Genomic DNA, 19,946 nt, shown 5'->3' on the forward strand with positions numbered 1-19,946 from the left:
ATTAATCAAATTATGAATTAAACATGAAGAAGAAGATCTATGAAGGTAAAATACTAGGCCTTAGCATTTATGATTTAGTAATTGAAGGTAGAAAAGTAAAACGAGAAATGATAGAACATAGAGGAGCAGCAGCAATTTTAGCATTTGATGAAAATAATAAACTGATACTTGTAAAACAACATAGATATCCTCATGGTTATGTAATTGAAATTCCAGCAGGTACATTAGAAAAAAAAGAAGACCCAAAGAAATGTGCTTTTAGAGAGTTAGAAGAAGAAACAGGATACAGTGCTAAAAAAATGATTCCATTAATCACATATTATCCTTCTATAGGGTACAACACTGAGGCTATTCATTGTTTTGTAGCATCCGGATTGAAAAAAATTACAGATTTGAAGCTAGATGAAGATGAAATATTATCTGTAGTAAAGATGGATTTTAAAAAAGTAATTACGATGATAAAAAATGGAAAAATTCAAGATTCAAAGACAATTTGTGCAGTTTTAACATATGCATTAAAAAATAAATTAAATTAATTATTTATTATATATTGGTTTTACAAGATCTACTACATCTGCCCATGATTTAGTAATTCGTTCAAACATATACACAAGATCAAGAAGATCAATTGGAATTTCTTTTTTATTTCCAATTGTGTTTCTTAGTTTAGAAAGATTTTCCTGATATTTTTTGTGTAATGCAATAGCTTCAATAGCTAAACGTCGATCAGGTTTTGTAAAAGCATCAATAGACTTTTCTGCAAGATCATTAAAATTTTGAACTACATCAAAAATTTTCTTTAAATGTTGATCAGGTAAAGATGAATTATATATAAAATCAGCAAGTTCAACTATTGTATCACCAGCATTTTCTAAAAGATTTGCAGCTACTCGATAATCTAAAATATCTATATTTTCTAAATTAAATACATTAGCTAATCGTTTATCAACAAGTGTACTTCTGATTAAACGTACAAGAAGAAAATATTGCCTGTTTACTTCTACATCTCTATTTGATAATGTCCGTAAATTAGATTTATCATTTAAAATTAACCCATTTGATACATCTTCATACATTCCAAGTGCAATAGAACTCATTCTTTTTAGAATTTTTTCTGGATTAAGTGTTGTAGCATCTAAAAGAAATTGCATGTTAATATGTGAGGCATCTTCTTCAATAATTTCCATTCCAACTAATCGTCGCATGGAATTTCTAATTTGTTCTCTATCAACACCAGGTATAGTTGATTTGGAATTGATTAGTATAACATCATATCCTAATAGATATGCTCCAGTGATATCAGCAACGATATTTTCATCTTTAGGTAATGGATATGAAATTACAAGTTCTTTGGTAGGACGCATTTCTTTATTTGCAGAAATAGAAATTGTATCTTGTCCAGTTTCCAGTTCAATTTGACTGCCTTTATCTAGATTATTAGCAACTATCCATTCTTTTGGCAATGAAACTAGTATGCTGCTACCTATCCGTTGTAGGCGTCGAATGAATTTAGTCAATTTATACTAGTATAATTAATTTAAGCCATATTCTTATATTTTGTGTAAAATTTAAACTATGATCAATGGAATCCACTGCATTTTGTCCTGCTCATGTAACAGGTTTTTTTAAAGCGTATTTAGAAAAAGATGATCAAAAAACTCCAGAAAAAATAGGTTCTATGGGTGCTGGATTTTCAATAAGAGAGGGAGTTACCACACATATCAATATTTTACCAAAAATTAATCAAAATTCTAATTTTAAAATTACAACCATAGGTTATGAATCAGACAAGACAGATGTTTCAGAATATGTTTTAAATGAATTTTTAAAGCTTGGAAATTTTGAAGATATGTTTTTTGATATTCGACATGAGATTACCATACCTGTTGGATATGGTTTAGGTTCTAGCAGTGCTGTTGCGTTATCATTATCATATGCATTAGATCATGTGCTTAAAACAAAATTAGATCACACTATGATTGGTCAGATTGCTCATAATGCAGAAATAAATTGCAATACAGGGTTAGGTGATGTTTTAGCATCATATCATGGAGGTTTTGAAATTAGAATCAAACCAGGAGCACCAGGAATAGGTCAAGTAGAAAAAATTAATCCTGGAGAAATCACAATAATCATGATTTGTTTTTCCCCAATTTCAACAAATAAGTTCATCAAAGAACGTTTGTCTCAAATTAATGGTCTTGGTGGAAAAATGGTAACTAAATTATTAGAATCAAAAAATTATGAACACTTTGAAGATATGTCATTAGAATTTGCAAAATATATTCAAGTAATGACATTAAGAATGGAAAATTTAATTCAAGAATTATCTTTAAATGGAATAAAATGTGGTGTTGCATTATTTGGTGAGACTGTATTTACTATGATTCCAAAAGAAAAAGAAGAGAAGGTTTTACAAATTTTAAAAAAATATTCTGAAGCAATAATTATAAAATCAGAATTGGATAATCAAGGAGCAAGAGTGCTCAATAATTAATTGAATATAGATGTCTTTAATTCCAAAATCTCATCCTAGAGCTAAATCTCTTTTAATTAGAGAAAAACTTGTTTTAGGATTTGAACAGGGATTAGTAGCTAAAGAAGGTCTCTTAGCACATGGCAGAGGAGAAGCTTTTGATTATTTACTTGGTGAAAAAACAAGCAAGACTGCAAAACTAGCAATCAAGGCTGCTGCAGCACAAATCCTTTTGGCAAAACTACCAATCATTTCAATCAATGGAAATATTGCTGCATTATGCCCAAAAGAAATAATCAATCTTTCTAAAATCTCGGGTGCAAAAGTTGAAATAAATTTGTTTTATGCTAATGAAAAACGAAAAAAGAATATCATAAAGATTCTAAAAAAGAATGGCGCAAACGAAATTTTAGGTATAAATCCTAATTTTTCAACCACACTATCAGGATTAGATTCTGCTAGAAGAATAGTTGATAAAAATGGAATATTTGCAGCTGACGTTGTAATTGTTCCATTAGAAGATGGAGATAGAACCATGGCGTTGAGAAAAGCTGGAAAAACAGTCATAACATTTGATCTTAATCCACTTTCAAGAACTTCACAAACGGCAAATATTACAATAGTTGATAATGTGATTCGTGCCGTAGAATTGTTATCTATAACTTGTAAAAAATTATCAAAAAATAACAAAAATACACTTGAAAAGATCGTCAAGAATTTTAATAATAAAAAAAATCTTTCAGATAACATAATTGAAATTAGAAATAATTTAACAAGGAGATCTCATTTTGCATAAATCAGTCTACGATATTATTCGAATGAAAAAAGATGGTAAAAAAATTTCAGTCGTTACAAGTTATGATTATACACTTGCTTCACTTTGTGATAAAGCAGAAATAGACATTTTACTTGTTGGAGATAGTGCGGGCATGGTAATGCTTGGCTATGAAAATACCATACCAGTAACAATGGATCAAATGTGTATGTTTACAGAAGCAGTTAGTAGAGCAAGGAAAAATGCTTTGTTGGTTGCAGATTTACCATTTATGTCATATCAAGTAAGTATTGAGGATGCAATAAAAAATTCTGGCAGATTAATACAAGCAGGAGCTGATGCAGTAAAACTAGAAGGTGGAATTGTAATGTCAGAAACAATTAGTGCAATTACAGATATCGGTATTCCAGTAATGGGCCATATTGGATTACAACCACAAACAACAATGTTATCTGAAGGGTATAAGGTACAGGGGAAAACAAAAGACACTGCAATAAAATTAATTGAAGATGCAAAGGAGCTTGAAGAAGCTGGTGCGTTTAGTATTGTTTTAGAAATGGTAAGTCATGAGGTTGCACAAATAATTTCAGAGACAGTAAGTATACCAACGATTGGAATTGGTTCAGGAGTTGGTTGCAACGGACAGGTTCTAGTTGTGCAAGACTTGTTGGGAATGTATGAAAAAATCAAACCGAAATTTGCAAAAAGATATTTGAATTTATCAGAGGAAATTGTAAAATCTCTTGAAAATTATAAAACAGAAGTAGAATCAGGCATATTTCCTGCCCAAGAAAACTGGTTTTCAATGGATGAAGATGAATTTAAAAAACTACGAGAACAAATTGGCAGCTAAAAAGAAGATAATTAAGGAAAAGAATCATCCATCATTAGATATTGTGAGCTCATATGGAGTTGAACTTTCTGGGAAAAAAATCGTTCTTTGTGTAGCAGGAAGTGTAGCAGCATACAAAGCAATCGAATTAGCAAGATTGCTAATGAGACATGGTGCAGATGTCAGATGTGTTACAAGTGATGCAGTTACAAAATTAGTACAACCAGATTATTTTAAGTGGGCAACAGGAAATGCAGTAATAACAAAGCTAACAGGTGAATTAGAACATATTAAATTAGCAGACTATAACCAATCAGATCTTATCATAGTTTATCCAGCAACTGCAAACACACTGGGAAAATTAGCTAATGGTATTGACGATACACCAGTATCTACGGTGCTTACAGTAGGATTTGGTTCAAAGATTCCAATTTTGATGTGTCTTGCCATGCATGCATCGATGTATGAAAATGCAGCAGTAAAAAAGAATGTTGAATTTTTAAAGAATAAAATTGAATTTCTAGCTCCTCAACAAACTGAAGGTAAAGCAAAAGCTACCGAACCAGAAGATGTTTTAGATTATGTATTAAAAAAATTTGGGTTTTCATCTATTTTAAAAAATAAAAAAGTTTTGATTACAGCTGGACCAACAATTGAATATATTGATCCTGTTAGAATAATTACAAATCAAAGCTCAGGAAAAACTGGTATGTTATTAGCCTCAGAATTAATTTCGTCAGGAGCTAAAGTCACATTAGTTTATGGTCCAGGAAGTGAAAAACCACCAAAAGGAGTAAAATTAATTAAAATTTCTACAAGCAATGAAATATTTAATGTTGTAAAAAAAGAGATGCAAAATAAATTTGATATTGTAATAATGGCAGCTGCTATATCAGACTACATTCCAGAAAATCCTAGCAAAAATAAAATAAAAAGTTCTAAAAATAAAATAAAAATCAGCCTCAAAAAGACTCCAAAAATAATTAATCTTATTAAAAAATATCAGAAAAATGTATTCTTGGTAGGTTTCAAAGCTGAGGCAAATATTCCAAAAAATGAATTAATTTCACTTGCAAAGAAAAAAATGAATGAATCAAATGCAGATATGATCATTGCAAATGACATTGGTTCAAAAAGATATAAGAAAAATCCTGAAAGTAATGAGGTATTGATCATAGATTCAAACCATGTAATTTCATCTGGTTGGATGAAAAAAGAAAAGATTGCCAAATTAATTATAAAAGAGATCGAGAATAAAATAAAAAGATAAAATGAAAAAATCAGAAATAAAAAAACTTTTAGCAGAATATAATAAAATCAAATTAAAGAAAATACAAAACGAAAAAACATTAGATAAGCTAAAAGAGATTGAACATAGATATTTTCACGAGACAGGAAGAACAATTAAATCAGATTTTAAAGAGATTACATAAAATATATCATCAAATATCAAAAATATAATGAAACTAGATCATACAGAGTATAAACAAAGAAACATCAAGATATGGAATGAAATAGCACCAAGATATCATAAAAGATGGGCCGGTGTTAATCAAGGACCATTTCAAAGTACTTCAAAATTAGTTGATCTGGTAAATGTAAAGAAAGGTGATAGTATTTTAGATCTTGCATGTGGTACAGGTGCAGTTACAAAAAAAATTCTTGATAAAATTGGAAATTCAGGATGTGTTATTGGAGCAGATGCTTCAGTTACTGCAATTAATATTGCAAAAAAATGGAATGGTAAAAAATCTAATTTAGATTTTATAAATATCGATGCTGAAAAATTTAATTTTAATCATAAATTTGACATTATAACATGTCAGTATGCATTATTTTTTTTCCCAAATGCACAAAAAGCATTAAAAAATATCAGAAATAGCCTCAAAAAAACAGGAATGTTAGGAATATCAGTTCATGGTCATAAAGACAAAGTTCCATTTTTTAGCAGTATTTTAGATGCTATTACAAAATTTATTCCAGATTATGTACCACCTGGTACACCTAATTTAGATAGATTTGGAACAAAAAAATCATTATACGATGAAATAAAAAATGCAGGATTTTCAAAAATTTCAATAAAAGATTTTACATTTAGCTATAGTCCTGGAAATTTTGAAGAGTATTGGAAAAATTATCTGAAATACATTGCCAAACCAATTAAGGAAAAAGTAGATGCACTAGATAAATTTCAGAGAAGTGAGTTGAAACAGGCAGTTAAACAAAATACTATTCCATATACAAAAAGAAATGAGGTAATAGTATTTCCTTGGCAAGTTTTAATTTTAACTGCAAAATACTAGATTGGTAGTAGGGAGTAGAATGGGTAAAAATAACAAAAAGAAAGAAGATGAACCAAAAAAGTCAGATTTTAAGTCATTTCTAAAAAAAAGAGCTCCAATTTATCTAGGCATAGTAGCAATTTTTGTGGTATTTGTAATTCCTGAATTAACAAAAGGCAACTTAGAAAGTAGTTTTCCAGACAATTTAACAAATGAAGAAAAACAAATTTTAGAAATTTTAATGGCATATAATGGTCCAAATGAAAAAGGATTAACCGTATTGAATGCAATTAAAGAACAAATTGCTAAAGAATATCCTGATGAAAAAATATACGATAACAAAAAGACAAAAGTGGAGCTAAACATTACTAAAGTTGATTCTACTGAAAATTACAAAGTAGTTTTAATATTTGAATCCTATAAAGGAAAGATAGACTATATCTGGAATGTAAATCAAATTACAAAAGAAATCAAGGCTGAAAGCTCAAATGCAAAACACGTAATTGATATTGTAAACTATTACGACTAGAATCAGATAGTAATTAGATCTTTTGTAAATTTATGCAAAATTATTGGTTTATCTTTTACAATTAAGGAGTCTTCAATTCTTACTCCAAATTTATTTGGTATATAGATTCCAGGCTCTACAGTAATAGCCATATTCTCTTTTAATTTGGTATCACTTCGATATGAGATAGTTGGTAACTCATGAACTTCAAGTCCAATACCATGACCTGTTGAATGAATAAAATATTTTCCATAGTTTTGTTCTTCGATATATTTTCTACAAGCAGAGTCTACATCTTTACAATTAATATTTGGTTTAACTGATTTTAATCCAAGTTTTTGTGATTCTTTTACAATTTCATAGACCTGTTTTTCTTTAGGAGATATTTTTCCAATTGCAAATGTTCTAGTTGCATCTGAAACATATCCTTTGTATCTCAATGTAAGATCAACTACTACGAGATCTCCTTTTTTGAATTTTCTATCAGTTACTTGTGCATGTGGTAATGCTCCATTGGATCCTCCAGCTATAATCAAAGGGTTAAGTGTTGATTTGTATCCAGTATCAAACATTTTTTGTTCCATTGCGTATGACATCAAGATTGTTTGTAATTCAGACTCTTTTTGACCTACTTTCATTTTTTTATTACAAAGTTCATACATTTCATCAATTATCTTTGAAGCTTTTTTCAAAATATTGATCTCTAATTCATCTTTTATAATACGAGAATCATAAAATGGTTCAGTAGACGATATTATCTTAGGGACAGATTTTTTGAGAGATGTCATTACTGAATAATTTTGGCAATCAGTACAGACAGATTTTTTTTTGATTTTATTGATTAATGAAGAGATTAATCCCATACCACGTTCTGCAGTAATTACATCGCAGTCTTCAGATTCTTCTTTAACACGACCTACTTCAAGTTCAGGAGCAATAATGGTAGTTTTTCCTCCTTTTTCTAACATACCAATTGCCTCCCCCCAAAATCCAGTCATGTAGAATAAATTTTCAGGCTCAAATGCAATTAGTGTATCACAGTCGATCTTTTGAGCGAATTTGAGAAGATTTTTTCTTCGTTCCTTCACAAAAATATCACAGCAATTCTCAATTTATGTATGATGTAAAGTTTGTATACAGCAATTTTGATTTTTTTTAATATGGCAGACGAAAAAAAGAAAGTAGTTGCTCTGTTATCTGGTGGTTTAGATAGCCAGCTTGCAGTTAGAATGATGCAGGAACAGGGATTTGAAGTTTCAGCTGTTGCAATAAAAACACCTTTTTGTGATTTTGATTGTGGAAGAGGTTGTGGTTTTGAGATTAGAGAAAGAGCTGATGATCTTAATGTCAATTTAAAAACTGTGTATCTTGGTGATGAATACATTGAGATGTTAAAACATCCAAAACATGGTATTGGTGCTGGATTTAATCCATGTGTTGATTGTAGGACTATGATGTTTGATGCTGCAAAAAAACACATGGAAGAGATCGGTGCTGAATTTATAATTTCGGGAGAAGTGTTAGGACAAAGACCAATGAGTCAACACGCTCCTTCATTAAGAACAATTGAAAAAGATTCAGGTCTGATAGGAAAAATTGTTAGACCATTATCTGCAGGACTGCTTCCAGAAACAGATCCTGAAAAAAATGGATTGATCAAAAGAGAAAATCTTGGGATGATTAAAGGAAGAACTAGAAGAGCACAATTAGAGATGGCAAAGAAATATGGAATTGAAAATCCACCTAATGCTGGTGGTGGATGTCTTTTAACTGATCCAACATTTGGTTTACGTGCAAAAGATTTGTTTTCACACACTGAAACTCCTACAATAAATGATATTGATTTACTAAAAGTAGGAAGACATTTCAGATTAGATGAACAAACTAAATTTGTTGTTGGCAGGAATAAAGATGAAAATGAAATGATAAAAGCAATTGCATTACCTGATGATATTTTATTACAGGCTCGTGATCATATGGGGCCAGTTTCAATTTTACGTGGAAAGAATGCAGATATGCATGTAAAATTTGCATCTTCTATTACCTTAAGATATTCAGATGCACCAAAGGGAATGCAATCAACAATTACTATTTCTAAAAACAACATAACAAACGAAATCACAGCAGAGCATGCTGAAGAAGAATCATACATTAAATTTAGAATTTAGGCATGATTTTTTTTTGGAATTAGTTAAAACTAAGGAAGAGTTTTTGAAGGAGTAGATCGCATTTTCTTCAAGGATGCAAAAACAGGAAAATCCCACATATTTGAAAGCCATTACTATACGAGACATTAGTGATGTACATTCGATTAAAGAAGATATCAAAAAAGAAATGATTTTAATTCTTAGAGTTACACCATTGGCTCAAAAAAATGTTGAACAGCTCAGAAAAGTAGTTGAGGAGTTGTATTCTATTGCAAAAACTGAGGGTGCAGATATTGCAAGATTGGGTGAAGAAAGGATTATTGTGGCACCATCAAATATTAAAATCTGGAAACCAGAATATGATCTAAAATAATTTGATCGCTTCTTGAACTTGAGGATAGTGTGCAGGAACTCTAAACATTCTTCTAATATTCATTGCCAAATTTTCTGATTTTCGTCGTTCTCCGTGATTTACAAGGACTCTACGAAGTTTTGGTCTTAGTCTTTGAACAAATGACATTAATTGATTATAATCGCTGTGTCCACTAAATCCATCCAGTTTTTCAACACTGCAATTAATTGTAACAACTTCTACTTTTCCTTCTTTACCTAACATAGTAACTTGTTTTGAACCATCCAATACTCTCCTACCCATAGTTCCATTGACTTGATATGAAACAAACAAGACTTTGTTCTTTTTATCAGGAGCAATATTTTTGAAATATTCTAAAACAGGCCCACCTTCTAACATTCCAGATGTTGCCAAAATAATACATGGTGAATTGTCTCGCATAGGTTCTTCTCGTGTATCAGCGTGCTCAATGTTTGTAAAATATTCTGAGTCAAATGGATTATCATCAGTTTCTAAGATTTTCTGTTTTAATTCTCTAGCAAGGTATTCAGGATATGCCTCGTGAATTGCAGAAGCTTCTGAAATCATTCCTTCTGTAAAAACAGGAGCTTCAACCATTTCACCGGATTTCATATAGTGATCAATTACCATCATGATTTCTTGTGCACGACCGACTGCAGGAATAGGAATGAGAACTTTTCCTCCATCAGCAAGAGTGTTATTTACTGCATTAATGAAAGCAGATTCTACTTCTTGTCTGGTTGGTTGAATGTCTTCTTTTGCACCGTATGTACTTTCAATTAACAGAGTTTCAACTCTAGGGAAATTCCAACTGGCTGCTTCAAATAAAATACTTTTTCCAAATTTAATATCACCGGAATAAACAAAATTATGATCACCATTACCAATATGAAAGTGACATAAAGCTGAACCTAAAATATGACCTGCATTTGCAAGTACTAATTTAATGTCAGGAGAAATATCTGTAACAGTACCATATGGTAAAGTAATTGCTTGTTTCATGATTTGTTTAACATCTCTTTCGGAGTAAATTGGTGTTCTACCTTGTGCAGCAGCAACTTTGATTGCATCTAATTGAATAAGATTCATCATGGGTAGTGTTGGCTCTGTACAATAAATTGGTCCTTTATAACCAAATTTACACAATGCAGGTAAGAACCCAGTGTGATCTAAGTGTGCATGTCCAATCACTATTGCATCAAGTTCGTCTAAAGTAATATCTAGAAAATCTAATCTAGGAAAAGAATCCATTGGGTGTTTAGCACCAGGATTTATACCACAATCAACTAGGATTTTACTTTCAGGAGTAGATAAGAGCATACAAGATCTCCCCACTTGACTAAAACCGCCAAGTGTTATGAGAGATACCTCAGATTTTTGTGCTAATCTAGGTCTAAATATCTCATCTCCAATTTGTTTGAATTGCTTGCTTCGTTCAACAGCTGTGAGTTTTAGATTTGCATTTATTGTTTGAATAGTACGAGATGGTATTGTAGTTGCTTTTCTTATACGGAGTTTCCAACCTATTTTTTCAGTTATTTCAGCATGATTGAATTCTTTTGCATCTCTTTGTAGTAACCAAGGTCTTTTAGCTTCAATTGAAACTTCACCTGTAGCAGTATCAAAAAATGCCCCTTGAAAATTTGCTTCTTTTGGAATACATTCAGCTAAAATTTTTCTTGCGTCTTCTTCTGATTTTCTAATAGATTCGTCAGTTCGTACAACAATTCTTTTTTTAATTATATTAACAAGATTAGAAATTGTTTCGTTGTTTTCCATCAAATAACGTGGTGAATTTGTATACAACGCAATTCTTGGTCCTTCATATTCAATTTTTGTTACTTTAGCTTCTTTGGGTATACTTTGCAGTATGATCGCCATCATATTTTGGCTAGGAGGTAATTCTTTTTGTTGCTGTTTTCTTTGCATTAAATCACTAAAGTTCGATGACTGCTTTCTTTTGTTCTTCAGTCAAAAGACGGAATCCGTCTTTATCCATAACTGCGATGTTAATTCCATCGCCAGTACCAATGTTTCTAACTATTGCGGCTTTTACTGCTCTTAGAGCAATTTTTTTTGCTTCTTCTACTGTTAGATCAGATCTATATTCTTCTTCTAACAAACCATATGCTACAGGAGAACCACTACCTGTTGTTACATAAGATTTTTGTTCAACTGAACCAAACATGTCGATATTAAATAATGCAGGGCCATTTGCATCATAACCACCAACAAGAATATCTGCCATGAATGGATAACCACGATTCTGATGAAATATGAGAGAACAGAGTCTAGCAAGAGAATGAATTGAAATCGGTCCCTGTTTTTCTACTCTATGAAGATTTGAATGATAACGAAGTATATCCACAATGTTTTGAGCATCTGCTACACCTCCAGCTAAAGTCAAGCCTGCGTGTGCATCAATTTTTTGAATTTTCATAGTATTGTTATTTGCAATGAAATATCCAGCACTGGCTCTCATATCAGCGCATAAGACAACACCGTCTTTAGCCTTGATACCTACAGTGGTAGTCCCGTGCAGAATTTTTTCTTCAACATTATTTGACAAAATACACCTATTAGAGATATTAGGAAATGCATGACACCCTTTTAAATAACTTTTTGTTCCATTGAAATGATAAATAATGACAAAAAGTCATGATCGTATGCAGTCGCATACGATGGAACTGCCCAGGCTCATTGAGATTGGGGAGAGAAACATAGGTGATTTTGGAAAGTTTGTTAATTCTCTCAATAAATCAAAAAGAATTTCGTTAATCAGCGGAACAAATGTAACAAAAATTATTCAGAAAAAAATTGAAAGTTCGTTAAAATCCAATAAAATAAAATTTGTTTGGCATATGTCTGGAAACAATACAATTCCAGCCATAAATACGATCCAAAAAGACGTAAAAAAAGATCAAAGTGACTTGATTGTAGGTATTGGAGGAGGTCGTTCTGTAGATACTGCTAAAATGATTGCATTTAACCTAGATAAACCGTTTGTAAGCGTACCAACAGCTGCTTCGCACGACGGAATGGCAAGTCCATTTGTTTCTATTGTTGGCGATAAACCGCACTCAATTGTTGCATCAGCACCATTAGGAGTATTTGTAGATATTGATATAATTCGTAAAGCGCCTCCAAAACTTTTAGCTAGTGGTTGCGGTGATCTTATTGCAAATATCATAGCTGTTAAAGATTGGCGGTTAGGACATGAAAAAACAGGTGAGTATTACGGTAGATATTCTGCAGATTTAGCATTGATGAGTGCAAAAATAGTTATGGAAAATTCAAGTCATTATGCTAAAAACGGACTAGATGTAAGAATAATTGTTGAAGCATTGATTAGTGCAGGAGTTGCGTCTTGTATTGCAGGTAGTAGTAGACCGTGTTCAGGAGCAGAACATCTTTTTTCACATGCTTTAGATAAGATTGCACCTGGAAGAGGTCTTCATGGAGAGAAATGCGGTATTGGTTCTATTATGATGGCAAAATTACAAGGACAAGATTGGAAAAAAATTGTAAAAACGTTAAAAGATGTTGGTGCACCAACATCAGCAAAACAAATTGGTTTAAAATCTGAAGAAATTGTAACTGCTCTAATGATTGCACAAGAATTAAGGCCTGAAAGATATACTATTTTAAAAGAAATTGAAATGACAGAGAAAAAGGCGTTGAATCTTGCAAAAGTAACTAATGTAATTTGATTTAAGCTGTTTTTGGTTCTGGTGTTTTTTCTTCTTTGGTTTCAGCTTTCTTTGTTTGAGTTTGTTTGTTGAGATGTGTTTCAATAAAGTTAACTTTCTCTAATGATGGAACAAATTTGAAAATATCTAATTGTATGAAGTGTTTCATTATTTGAAGTCCATCAGCTCGTAGTATTTCTTCAGGAATTGTAATGTTTACTTCTTTATCTTTTAATTCAAATGCAATCTTTGAATCTTCTAGTGGTAGTCTATTTTTTAGAATTCCATCGACTTTATCATTTGGAGTTTCAAGTGATTTTACTACATTAACATCATAAAGAATTGTTTTACCTGCGTATCTATGATTATAATCGATTTGGACTCTTCCTGAACCAATATATCTTATAATTCCTCTCTTATTATCAACTTCAATTGTATCGCCTACAGAAACTTTTTCAGCGTCTTCACCAAGTTTTCTAATTGGAATCATTCTAACTTTACCAGAATCACGTTCGCCAAATCCCTTGTCAGGTGTAACTTCAATTGTGAGTTTATCACCTACTGAAGTTTTAGCTAATGCTTCATCTAATCCTTTGAGAACAGGATAGGATACTTCACCAATTGAAACAAGCTTTGGTTGATATTTTACATTTGATTCATGAATAGAATGTTTTTTTGCATCTTCTTCAATAGTAGTATCAAAAACCTCTGCATTATCTTTAACCTTAGCAGTATAATCAATTAGTATCAATGAACCTTTATTGAAAGTCAATGTGATCGGTCTCGAATTTCCTTATATTAAGTTAACATGGATTAGAGAGCTTTTAGTTTTTCTTCAGCTGTTTTGAGACCTGCTTGGGCATCTGCATCATAACCCATCATTGCCAATGTTGATGAAATTGCAGATATTGTTCTCATAACATGATATTTGTTAACTTCTCCCATACATCCTACTCTGAAAACTTTACCTTTGAGATTTCCAAATCCTCCAGCTACCAACACTCTGAATTTTTCAGCTAGTGTATCTCTGAAAATTTTGTCTTCTAGACCATCTAAGTAATTTAATGCAATAATAGATATTGACCGGTCTTCTTTTTTTGCAAATGGTGTTAGGCCTATTGCACTTAAACCAGAATATAGTGCATCAGAACAAATCTTATGTCGTTTGAATACATGTTCAAGTCCTTCTTCTAACATAATGGATAATGCTTCTCTATATGCATAAAGTAAAGGCAATGCTGGAGTAAATGGAGTATGTTTTGATTCTTCATAATATTTGAAATACCTTGCTAAATTGAAATACATTGTAGGTGGAGGATTAGCAATCATGTATTTTTTGGCTTTAGCACTAATAGATATTGGAGAAATTCCAGGAGGTGCAGCGATTGCTTTTTGTGCACCAGTCATACATACATCAATATTCCATTTATCAACTGGAAGATTAACACCGCCAAGTATAGAAACAGAATCTACAACATACATTGCATCGTTACGTGATGTTAAATCAGATATTCGATCAAGATAATTTACCATTGTTCCTGTAGATGTTTCATTATGAACAACATAGAATGCTTTGACATCTTTGTTATTATCAAAAGCTTCTTTTATTTTATCAAAAGTTGCATTTTCTCCAGGAGGGGTTTGAAGTTTAATTACATGAGCTCCTTGAGCTTCAATTAGTTCTGCAAGTCTACCGCTAAATTCTCCATTTACAGGAATTATGATTTTATCGCCTTTTTTTACAATATTAATTACGCTTGCTTCTACTGCTCCAGTTCCTGAGGCAGATAATGCAACTATATCATTTTTAGTTTGAAAAACTTGTTGTGTTTTTTCAACTACATCTGTGTATAATTCAACAAAGTCATCACTTCTATGATTAATTATTGGAGCAAGCATTGCTCTCATAACTCTATCAGGTACATTGGTAGGACCAGGAAGCATTGACAAATATTCCAATTTTATATCTCCATCGTAGCTTTCTAATGAGGTTTATTTATAATTAGAGATTTTTCAATCGTTGTTTACCACTAATTTTATTCAAAAAATGTTTAGTTCCTTCAGGAACAAGATCCTCCCATTTTTGATCGGATATTATCATATTTCGAATATTTGTTCCGGAGAGAACATCTCTTTTGACAAATGGAATTGACAGTACTGTAACATTACGTTTTGAATAAAGATGTCTAGTTAATTCATCATTAGTAAAAATAATATCAAATTTTGGAACTATTGTATTGATAAGTTCAATCCATTTAATGTGATTATCCAGATCTGGAATGAAATAGATTTGGATTCTTTGTTTCATAGAATCATCAATTGAAGATAAAATCATTTCTTTTCGTTCTTCAGCAGAAAATGGATTGTTTTTATCTAAAGATTTATTGGAACTGCCTAATCCTACCCATAATTTATCAACTTTGGATAATGCAAAATGTAAAGCATCTAAATGACCTAAGTGAAATGGTTGAAATCTCCCTATTAGTAATCCATTCATACAAAATAATTAGATAATTTCTTTTTAAAAACTATCATAAAGTGCTGTATATCAAGAAAATACATGGAATTTCTAAAAATTAATGGTGAATTTGGTGAGGGTGGAGGACAAATAATTCGCACTGCAATTACATTATCATGCATTACAAAACGATCTGTAATAATAGAAAATATAAGAAAAAATAGGAATGTTCCAGGATTAAGACCGCAACATCTTACAGCAATTAAAATTCTACAAAAAATTTGTGATGCAGATGTAGAAGGAGCACAAATAGGATCAACAAGTTTAAAATTCATTCCAGGAAATGTTAAAAGTTGTAATCTAATTGAAGATGTTGGAACTGCAGGAAGTATATCTCTCATACTACAAGTATTGATTCCAGTAGCTGCAATATGTCAAAAAAAAATAAATTTAACAATCAAAGGAGGTACAGATACTCTTTGGAGTCCTACAATTGATTATACTCAATATGTTTTGAAAGAAGCATATTCTAGAATGGGAATTAAATTTTCAATGAAAGTAATCAAACGTGGTTATTATCCTAAAGGTGGTGGAGAAATAAATTTGGAAGTTTTACCATCCAAAGTAAAATCAATTACACTGAATCAAAGAAAAACAAGAAATGTAAAATTATTTTGTTCATTTTCTAATTTACCAAATGAATTAATAAAAAGAAATGTAGAAAGTTTTGAAAAAAAATTAATTGAAAAAAAATTTAATGTTCAATCTCAAATTAATGAAGAAATTGCTATTAATTCAGGAGCATCTTTGTTGATTTGTAGTATTGACGACGAATCAATAAATGGAATTGATTCAATTTTTGATAAAAAAACTGAACAATTTAATTTGGATCTAGAAAGTTTTATTGAAAATAATCTTGGCGTTGATGAACGACTAGCAGATATGCTTGTTTTACCAGCATGTCTTACTAACGAAATGACAGTTTTTAGAGTTAAAAATATTTCAAAACATTTAGAGACAAATTTGTTTGTGGCTTCAAAAATAACTGGTTGTAAATATGGAGTAGGTAAACTAAATGATTGTTTTGAGATTAGAATTGAAGGTATTTCATACGCCAGCATCTAGTAATGATGCAAAAAATAGAATTGCTACAGATAGGATTACAGTAATTTCTCCAAGTATGATGATTTTTTTTCTTAGTTTTTGAATTTGTTGAGTTGACATTTGTTTTGACATTATTTTTTCTTCTACATCTTTTCTAATTACTCTAACATGAATGATATATGTAATGATCAATGCTATGACTAAAATTATTTTTATAATAAGAAAATTACCATAGCTTGTTGCCATTAACAGATCAGGTTTACTCAACAACACATGTGAATTGTATAATCCAGTTCCCATTAGAATAATTAATGACGGTACAGCAATTTTGTTAAATCTCTTACCAACTTTAATCATAATTTGTAATCTTTCTTCAATTGAACCATACATTGTTTTTAGAAGTGGTGAAAAAACAATTCCAATAAAAAGAGAACCGCCCACCCAGATTGCAGCTGCAAGAAGATGAATCCACATAATTATTGCTTGTTCTAATGGAGTCATACTGTTTCATATTTCAAATCAAATATTATGTATTTGGATCTTGACAACGTTTTTTAGTTGTTCATAATCTGATATCATTGAATTGGGATTACAAAGTAAAATGATAGTGTATGCTTCTATAGCAGGATTATTTGGATTGATGGGCATAATCATCTGGTATGCCAGTCTTGATAATTCACAGTTAGAACAAGTTGAAATTCGATTATCTAGTGTAGAAGTAAAAGACGTTAATTCAATTGAAAATTCTGCAAAATTAGAAATTGTTTTTCTTGTAAAAAATCCAAGTGAAAAAACTTTTACAGTTCCTGTGATTGGATACCAGCTTTATGCAGATGATCAATTGTTGGGTTCTGGTCAATATTCCACTGAAGATATTGCCATGCCTGGCAGGGCAGTGTTTTATCCGGATTCAGAAATTCCATTGAAAAATACTTTCGTTTTAATAAAATCTGAATTAAATTCAGAAATATATCAAGCGGTTTTGGATGGCAGGATCAATAGTTTTAGTGCTGAAGGAATCATAACTACAGAAACGTCTTGGAGCTTGATAGAAAAAGAATTCAAGTCTTCAACTTAAGTTAAAGAGTGGGCCGAGTGAGATTCGAACTCACGATCACTGCCATGTCGGGGCAGTATCCTAACCGGCTAGACTACCGGCCCATTGAAGTAAAAGATTAGGTGCAGGCATTATTAACGTTTAACAAAAGAAAGGATTGAATAAAAAGAAGGAAGACGGTTAAGAGTTGACAGAAGATTTTACAGAAGAGGAAAAAAAAGGCCTCTATAAGGCAATTTATTCTAGAAGAGATGTTAGATCACATTTTACATCAAGATCTATTGATGATGATATTTTAGCTAGAATTCTAAATGCAGCACATCATGCACCGTCTGTTGGTTTTTCTCAACCATGGAATTTTATTTTAATAAAAGAAATGATTACAAAAAAGAAGATAAAAAATTCATTTGAACAAGAAAAAAGTCGTTCATCAAAATTAATTGAAGAGCCCAAAAGATCAAAATATCTTTCGTTTAAACTTGAAGGAATTTTAGAATCTCCTATTAATCTATGTGTAACATATGATCCAACTAAATTTGGTCCATTTGTGATTGGTAGAACAAGTATTCCTGAAGCAGGGTTATACAGTGTATGCTGTGCAGTTCAAAACTTATGGCTTGCTGCAAGAACTGAAGGAATTGGACTTGGATGGGTAAGCATTCTTTCAAATGATGCACTTAAGGAAGTTTTAGAATTACCAGAACATGTTGTTCCGATAGCATATCTATGTTTGGGATATGTGGATGAATTTGCACAAAAACCAGATCTTGAAACTGCAGGATGGCTTCCAAGACTTGATCTGAAGGATGTAGTATATTTTGAAAAATGGCAAGATACTGAGAATACAGAATGGAATCAAATTCAAGAGATGATCAAAACTAATCTTGATTACGCTTAAATAATTACAAATGTTTTTTTTGCTGGGCTTGTGGCGCAGAGTCATTTAAGACGCGAAACTTGGATAGCGCAGTAGCCTCCTAAGTTACAGGTCGAGGGATCGAAGCCCTCCAAGCCCGTTTTTTAAAAATTATTATTGCAACTTAAATACAGTTGTAAATGGTCAGAATTATGAAAGTTGTAGTAATTTCAGGTAGTCCTAGAAAAAATGCAAATACTCAAGTGATAATGAAATATGTTTACGAATATACTAAATCAAAAAATGTAGATACAGAATTTATCAATCTTTCAGACGGACAAATTGAATGTTATAGAGGACCAGAAGAAGAATATAATGAGCAAACAAAAAATGCAGCTAAAGATATCATGGATGCAGATGTTTGGTTAATTGGATCTCCAATTTACAATTCATTTTTTAGTTCTGCATTGAAAAATTTGTTTGAATATATCAATTATAAAAAAACTGAAGGTAAAGTTGCAGGCATAGTAATTTTAGCCGCAAGTAATATTGGATTTATTGATGTACAAACACTCATCACTCAATTATTATCATATTTTAGAGTAATTGCCAATCCTAAAGCAGTGTTTCTCACAACAGAAGCAATATCAGAAAACGCTATATCAAAAGAAGAGGATAAGAAAAGATTAAGAGATATGGTAGATGAGACTTTGAAAATAGCCTCTAAATTACATCAAGATTAGGTTGTAAGTATACAACTTTGAAAATTTTAACAGTATAATTTCCATCAAAGATTTTAGTTATTTTTCCGTTATTGGAATCTAATACCCTAAATTTGTATTCATATGAGCCATCTTCATTTACTATAGTTTGTGCAAAGTGTACTGCACCAACACTGTTTCCTGGAATAATTTCATCGTTATCAAATATCTGAATAATTACAGGATGACCAGCAACATGGTTTGCAATTTTTCCTTCAACGAATCCCCAAGGGAGTTTATTATTTTCAGAAATTTGCATTTGTAAAGTTGTTTTTTCAAGTCCAATGGAATTATTGATTGGAGTAATTTCTGTTTGTGAATTTATTGATTCAGCAAACGAAATATTAGTTGATAAAACAGTAGTAAATATTATTGATGCAATAACGCTTGCAAAGATAATATTTTTGGACATATCTGGAATTACATTACTTAGTTTAAAAGATTTATTCCAATTCATCAAAGGTAAAAATTAAAGAGTCAAATATTAACATGACGTAGAAATGATACTAGATATGGAAAAAGATCCAACAGAGTTGTGCTCATGTAAATGCCATTATGGCGGTGCTGTTAGTTGCCCAAGTTGTAAGAGCAATCATGGCATAGTATGTAGTCATTGTAACAAGTAGAT

General features: G+C 31.3%; 24 protein-coding genes and 2 tRNA genes. 16 read left to right on the forward strand and 10 right to left on the reverse strand.

All coding sequences use genetic code 11. The features are described from left to right. Positions 1-23: 23 nt before the first annotated feature. On the forward strand, positions 24-536 hold the full coding sequence (locus DSQ20_RS09935; RefSeq protein WP_179365497.1) for an NUDIX hydrolase: 513 nt from the start codon (positions 24-26) through the stop codon (positions 534-536). Here the strand turns inward: DSQ20_RS09935 and DSQ20_RS09940 are convergent, their stop codons facing one another. Then, a complete protein-coding gene (locus DSQ20_RS09940) occupies positions 537-1,517 on the reverse strand; it encodes an AbrB/MazE/SpoVT family DNA-binding domain-containing protein (protein ID WP_007551568.1) in 981 nt (326 codons plus the stop codon). 65 nt (positions 1,518-1,582) lie between these two features. Between DSQ20_RS09940 and DSQ20_RS09945 the strand changes: the two genes are divergently transcribed. From DSQ20_RS09945 to DSQ20_RS09975, 7 genes are read left to right on the forward strand one after another with little or no spacing between them, the layout of a single operon-like run. After that, positions 1,583-2,497 (forward strand): pantoate kinase, encoded by a 915-nt coding sequence (locus DSQ20_RS09945; RefSeq protein WP_007551570.1) that lies wholly within the window; start codon positions 1,583-1,585, stop codon positions 2,495-2,497. 10 nt (positions 2,498-2,507) lie between these two features. After that, positions 2,508-3,272, forward strand: coding sequence for a 4-phosphopantoate--beta-alanine ligase (locus DSQ20_RS09950; protein WP_179365498.1), 765 nt, complete (start codon positions 2,508-2,510; stop codon positions 3,270-3,272). After that, positions 3,265-4,104, forward strand: a complete 840-nt coding sequence (gene panB / locus DSQ20_RS09955; protein WP_179365499.1) for a 3-methyl-2-oxobutanoate hydroxymethyltransferase — start codon at positions 3,265-3,267, stop codon at positions 4,102-4,104. Before DSQ20_RS09950 ends, panB begins: the two co-directional genes overlap by 8 nt. Continuing rightward, positions 4,094-5,353, forward strand: a complete 1,260-nt coding sequence (gene coaBC, locus DSQ20_RS09960; protein ID WP_179365500.1) for a bifunctional phosphopantothenoylcysteine decarboxylase/phosphopantothenate--cysteine ligase CoaBC — start codon at positions 4,094-4,096, stop codon at positions 5,351-5,353. Before panB ends, coaBC begins: the two co-directional genes overlap by 11 nt. Before the next feature lies 1 nt (position 5,354). Then, positions 5,355-5,516: a hypothetical protein gene (locus tag DSQ20_RS09965; RefSeq protein ID WP_179365501.1), complete on the forward strand. Its 162-nt coding sequence runs from the start codon at positions 5,355-5,357 to the stop codon at positions 5,514-5,516. 27 nt (positions 5,517-5,543) lie between these two features. Beyond that, a complete protein-coding gene (locus DSQ20_RS09970) occupies positions 5,544-6,386 on the forward strand; it encodes a class I SAM-dependent methyltransferase (protein ID WP_179365502.1) in 843 nt (280 codons plus the stop codon). 19 nt (positions 6,387-6,405) lie between these two features. Next, on the forward strand, positions 6,406-6,894 hold the full coding sequence (locus DSQ20_RS09975; RefSeq protein ID WP_179365503.1) for a DUF3888 domain-containing protein: 489 nt from the start codon (positions 6,406-6,408) through the stop codon (positions 6,892-6,894). Positions 6,895-6,896: 2 nt separating this feature from the next. Here the strand turns inward: DSQ20_RS09975 and DSQ20_RS09980 are convergent, their stop codons facing one another. Next, entirely contained in the window at positions 6,897-7,961 is a 1,065-nt protein-coding gene (locus DSQ20_RS09980) for a Xaa-Pro peptidase family protein (RefSeq protein ID WP_048110132.1), read from the reverse strand. Positions 7,962-8,033: 72 nt separating this feature from the next. Between DSQ20_RS09980 and DSQ20_RS09985 the strand changes: the two genes are divergently transcribed. Both DSQ20_RS09985 and sepF read left to right on the forward strand, forming a co-directional pair. Further along, positions 8,034-9,041, forward strand: a complete 1,008-nt coding sequence (locus DSQ20_RS09985) for a tRNA (5-methylaminomethyl-2-thiouridylate)-methyltransferase (protein ID WP_179365504.1) — start codon at positions 8,034-8,036, stop codon at positions 9,039-9,041. A 73-nt stretch (positions 9,042-9,114) separates the two neighbouring features. Then, positions 9,115-9,393, forward strand: coding sequence for a cell division protein SepF (gene sepF / locus DSQ20_RS09990; RefSeq protein ID WP_007551580.1), 279 nt, complete (start codon positions 9,115-9,117; stop codon positions 9,391-9,393). On the opposite strand, the gene DSQ20_RS09995 is transcribed toward sepF, so the two are convergent. Continuing rightward, the gene (locus tag DSQ20_RS09995; protein WP_007551582.1) at positions 9,385-11,322 is read right to left on the reverse strand and encodes a beta-CASP ribonuclease aCPSF1; all 1,938 of its coding nucleotides are present in this window, start codon (positions 11,320-11,322) and stop codon (positions 9,385-9,387) included. The genes sepF and DSQ20_RS09995 overlap by 9 nt on opposite strands. 7 nt (positions 11,323-11,329) lie before the next feature. Next, entirely contained in the window at positions 11,330-11,962 is a 633-nt protein-coding gene (gene psmB, locus DSQ20_RS10000) for an archaeal proteasome endopeptidase complex subunit beta (RefSeq protein ID WP_007551584.1), read from the reverse strand. A 76-nt stretch (positions 11,963-12,038) separates the two neighbouring features. Here psmB and DSQ20_RS10005 point away from each other — a divergent pair, with 76 nt between their 5' ends. Beyond that, positions 12,039-13,103: a sn-glycerol-1-phosphate dehydrogenase gene (locus tag DSQ20_RS10005; protein WP_179365505.1), complete on the forward strand. Its 1,065-nt coding sequence runs from the start codon at positions 12,039-12,041 to the stop codon at positions 13,101-13,103. Between the two features lies 1 nt (position 13,104). On the opposite strand, the gene DSQ20_RS10010 is transcribed toward DSQ20_RS10005, so the two are convergent. The 3 genes from DSQ20_RS10010 to DSQ20_RS10020 are packed head-to-tail and all read right to left on the reverse strand — an operon-like array spanning position 13,105 to position 15,579. Beyond that, the gene (locus tag DSQ20_RS10010; RefSeq protein ID WP_179365506.1) at positions 13,105-13,854 is read right to left on the reverse strand and encodes a peptidylprolyl isomerase; all 750 of its coding nucleotides are present in this window, start codon (positions 13,852-13,854) and stop codon (positions 13,105-13,107) included. 41 nt (positions 13,855-13,895) lie between these two features. Continuing rightward, positions 13,896-15,041: an alanine--glyoxylate aminotransferase family protein gene (locus DSQ20_RS10015; RefSeq protein ID WP_007551589.1), complete on the reverse strand. Its 1,146-nt coding sequence runs from the start codon at positions 15,039-15,041 to the stop codon at positions 13,896-13,898. 43 nt (positions 15,042-15,084) lie between these two features. Further along, a complete protein-coding gene (locus DSQ20_RS10020; protein WP_179365507.1) occupies positions 15,085-15,579 on the reverse strand; it encodes a nicotinamide-nucleotide adenylyltransferase in 495 nt (164 codons plus the stop codon). Positions 15,580-15,642: 63 nt separating this feature from the next. On the opposite strand from DSQ20_RS10020, the gene rtcA reads away from it, so the two are divergent. Further along, entirely contained in the window at positions 15,643-16,665 is a 1,023-nt protein-coding gene (rtcA, locus tag DSQ20_RS10025; RefSeq protein WP_179365508.1) for an RNA 3'-terminal phosphate cyclase, read from the forward strand. Here rtcA and DSQ20_RS10030 read toward each other — a convergent pair. Continuing rightward, the gene (locus DSQ20_RS10030; protein WP_007551592.1) at positions 16,648-17,145 is read right to left on the reverse strand and encodes a CopD family protein; all 498 of its coding nucleotides are present in this window, start codon (positions 17,143-17,145) and stop codon (positions 16,648-16,650) included. The genes rtcA and DSQ20_RS10030 overlap by 18 nt on opposite strands. Before the next feature lie 100 nt (positions 17,146-17,245). Here DSQ20_RS10030 and DSQ20_RS10035 point away from each other — a divergent pair, with 100 nt between their 5' ends. Next, on the forward strand, positions 17,246-17,722 hold the full coding sequence (locus tag DSQ20_RS10035; protein WP_179366388.1) for a hypothetical protein: 477 nt from the start codon (positions 17,246-17,248) through the stop codon (positions 17,720-17,722). A gap of 9 nt (positions 17,723-17,731) precedes the next feature. Here the strand turns inward: DSQ20_RS10035 and DSQ20_RS10040 are convergent. Next, positions 17,732-17,805 (reverse strand) — tRNA-Val (locus DSQ20_RS10040). Positions 17,806-17,888: 83 nt separating this feature from the next. On the opposite strand from DSQ20_RS10040, the gene bluB reads away from it, so the two are divergent. From bluB to DSQ20_RS10055, 3 genes are all read left to right on the forward strand, one after another. Beyond that, a complete protein-coding gene (bluB, locus tag DSQ20_RS10045) occupies positions 17,889-18,599 on the forward strand; it encodes a 5,6-dimethylbenzimidazole synthase (RefSeq protein WP_007551594.1) in 711 nt (236 codons plus the stop codon). Between the two features lie 24 nt (positions 18,600-18,623). Next, positions 18,624-18,717 (forward strand) — tRNA-Arg (locus DSQ20_RS10050). A 40-nt stretch (positions 18,718-18,757) separates the two neighbouring features. Next, positions 18,758-19,300: an NADPH-dependent FMN reductase gene (locus tag DSQ20_RS10055; protein ID WP_007551596.1), complete on the forward strand. Its 543-nt coding sequence runs from the start codon at positions 18,758-18,760 to the stop codon at positions 19,298-19,300. Here the strand turns inward: DSQ20_RS10055 and DSQ20_RS10060 are convergent. Continuing rightward, positions 19,281-19,775, reverse strand: a complete 495-nt coding sequence (locus tag DSQ20_RS10060) for a hypothetical protein (RefSeq protein WP_255458259.1) — start codon at positions 19,773-19,775, stop codon at positions 19,281-19,283. The genes DSQ20_RS10055 and DSQ20_RS10060 overlap by 20 nt on opposite strands. Positions 19,776-19,946 lie beyond the last annotated feature (171 nt).

Source organism: Nitrosarchaeum sp. AC2, assembly GCF_013407385.1.
In the GTDB taxonomy this organism is placed as follows: domain Archaea; phylum Thermoproteota; class Nitrososphaeria; order Nitrososphaerales; family Nitrosopumilaceae; genus Nitrosarchaeum; species Nitrosarchaeum koreense.

What these genes read in the sequence shown, in the direction of transcription:
- DSQ20_RS09945 (WP_007551570.1), top strand. Translation starts at nt 1,583, where the DNA reads ATGGAATCCACTGCATTTTGTCCTGCTCATGTAACAGGTTTTTTTAAA.
- DSQ20_RS09970 (WP_179365502.1), top strand. Translation starts at nt 5,544, where the DNA reads ATGAAACTAGATCATACAGAGTATAAACAAAGAAACATCAAGATATGG.
- DSQ20_RS10055 (WP_007551596.1), top strand. Translation starts at nt 18,758, where the DNA reads ATGGTCAGAATTATGAAAGTTGTAGTAATTTCAGGTAGTCCTAGAAAA.
- DSQ20_RS10030 (WP_007551592.1), bottom strand. Translation starts at nt 17,145, where the DNA reads ATGACTCCATTAGAACAAGCAATAATTATGTGGATTCATCTTCTTGCA.
- rtcA (WP_179365508.1), top strand. Translation starts at nt 15,643, where the DNA reads ATGGAATTTCTAAAAATTAATGGTGAATTTGGTGAGGGTGGAGGACAA.
- sepF (WP_007551580.1), top strand. Translation starts at nt 9,115, where the DNA reads ATGCAAAAACAGGAAAATCCCACATATTTGAAAGCCATTACTATACGA.
- DSQ20_RS10060 (WP_255458259.1), bottom strand. Translation starts at nt 19,775, where the DNA reads ATGAATTGGAATAAATCTTTTAAACTAAGTAATGTAATTCCAGATATG.
- DSQ20_RS09950 (WP_179365498.1), top strand. Translation starts at nt 2,508, where the DNA reads ATGTCTTTAATTCCAAAATCTCATCCTAGAGCTAAATCTCTTTTAATT.
- DSQ20_RS09985 (WP_179365504.1), top strand. Translation starts at nt 8,034, where the DNA reads ATGGCAGACGAAAAAAAGAAAGTAGTTGCTCTGTTATCTGGTGGTTTA.
- DSQ20_RS10005 (WP_179365505.1), top strand. Translation starts at nt 12,039, where the DNA reads ATGACAAAAAGTCATGATCGTATGCAGTCGCATACGATGGAACTGCCC.
- DSQ20_RS09975 (WP_179365503.1), top strand. Translation starts at nt 6,406, where the DNA reads ATGGGTAAAAATAACAAAAAGAAAGAAGATGAACCAAAAAAGTCAGAT.
- DSQ20_RS10020 (WP_179365507.1), bottom strand. Translation starts at nt 15,579, where the DNA reads ATGAATGGATTACTAATAGGGAGATTTCAACCATTTCACTTAGGTCAT.
- DSQ20_RS09995 (WP_007551582.1), bottom strand. Translation starts at nt 11,322, where the DNA reads ATGCAAAGAAAACAGCAACAAAAAGAATTACCTCCTAGCCAAAATATG.
- DSQ20_RS10035 (WP_179366388.1), top strand. Translation starts at nt 17,246, where the DNA reads ATGATAGTGTATGCTTCTATAGCAGGATTATTTGGATTGATGGGCATA.
- DSQ20_RS09965 (WP_179365501.1), top strand. Translation starts at nt 5,355, where the DNA reads ATGAAAAAATCAGAAATAAAAAAACTTTTAGCAGAATATAATAAAATC.
- DSQ20_RS09935 (WP_179365497.1), top strand. Translation starts at nt 24, where the DNA reads ATGAAGAAGAAGATCTATGAAGGTAAAATACTAGGCCTTAGCATTTAT.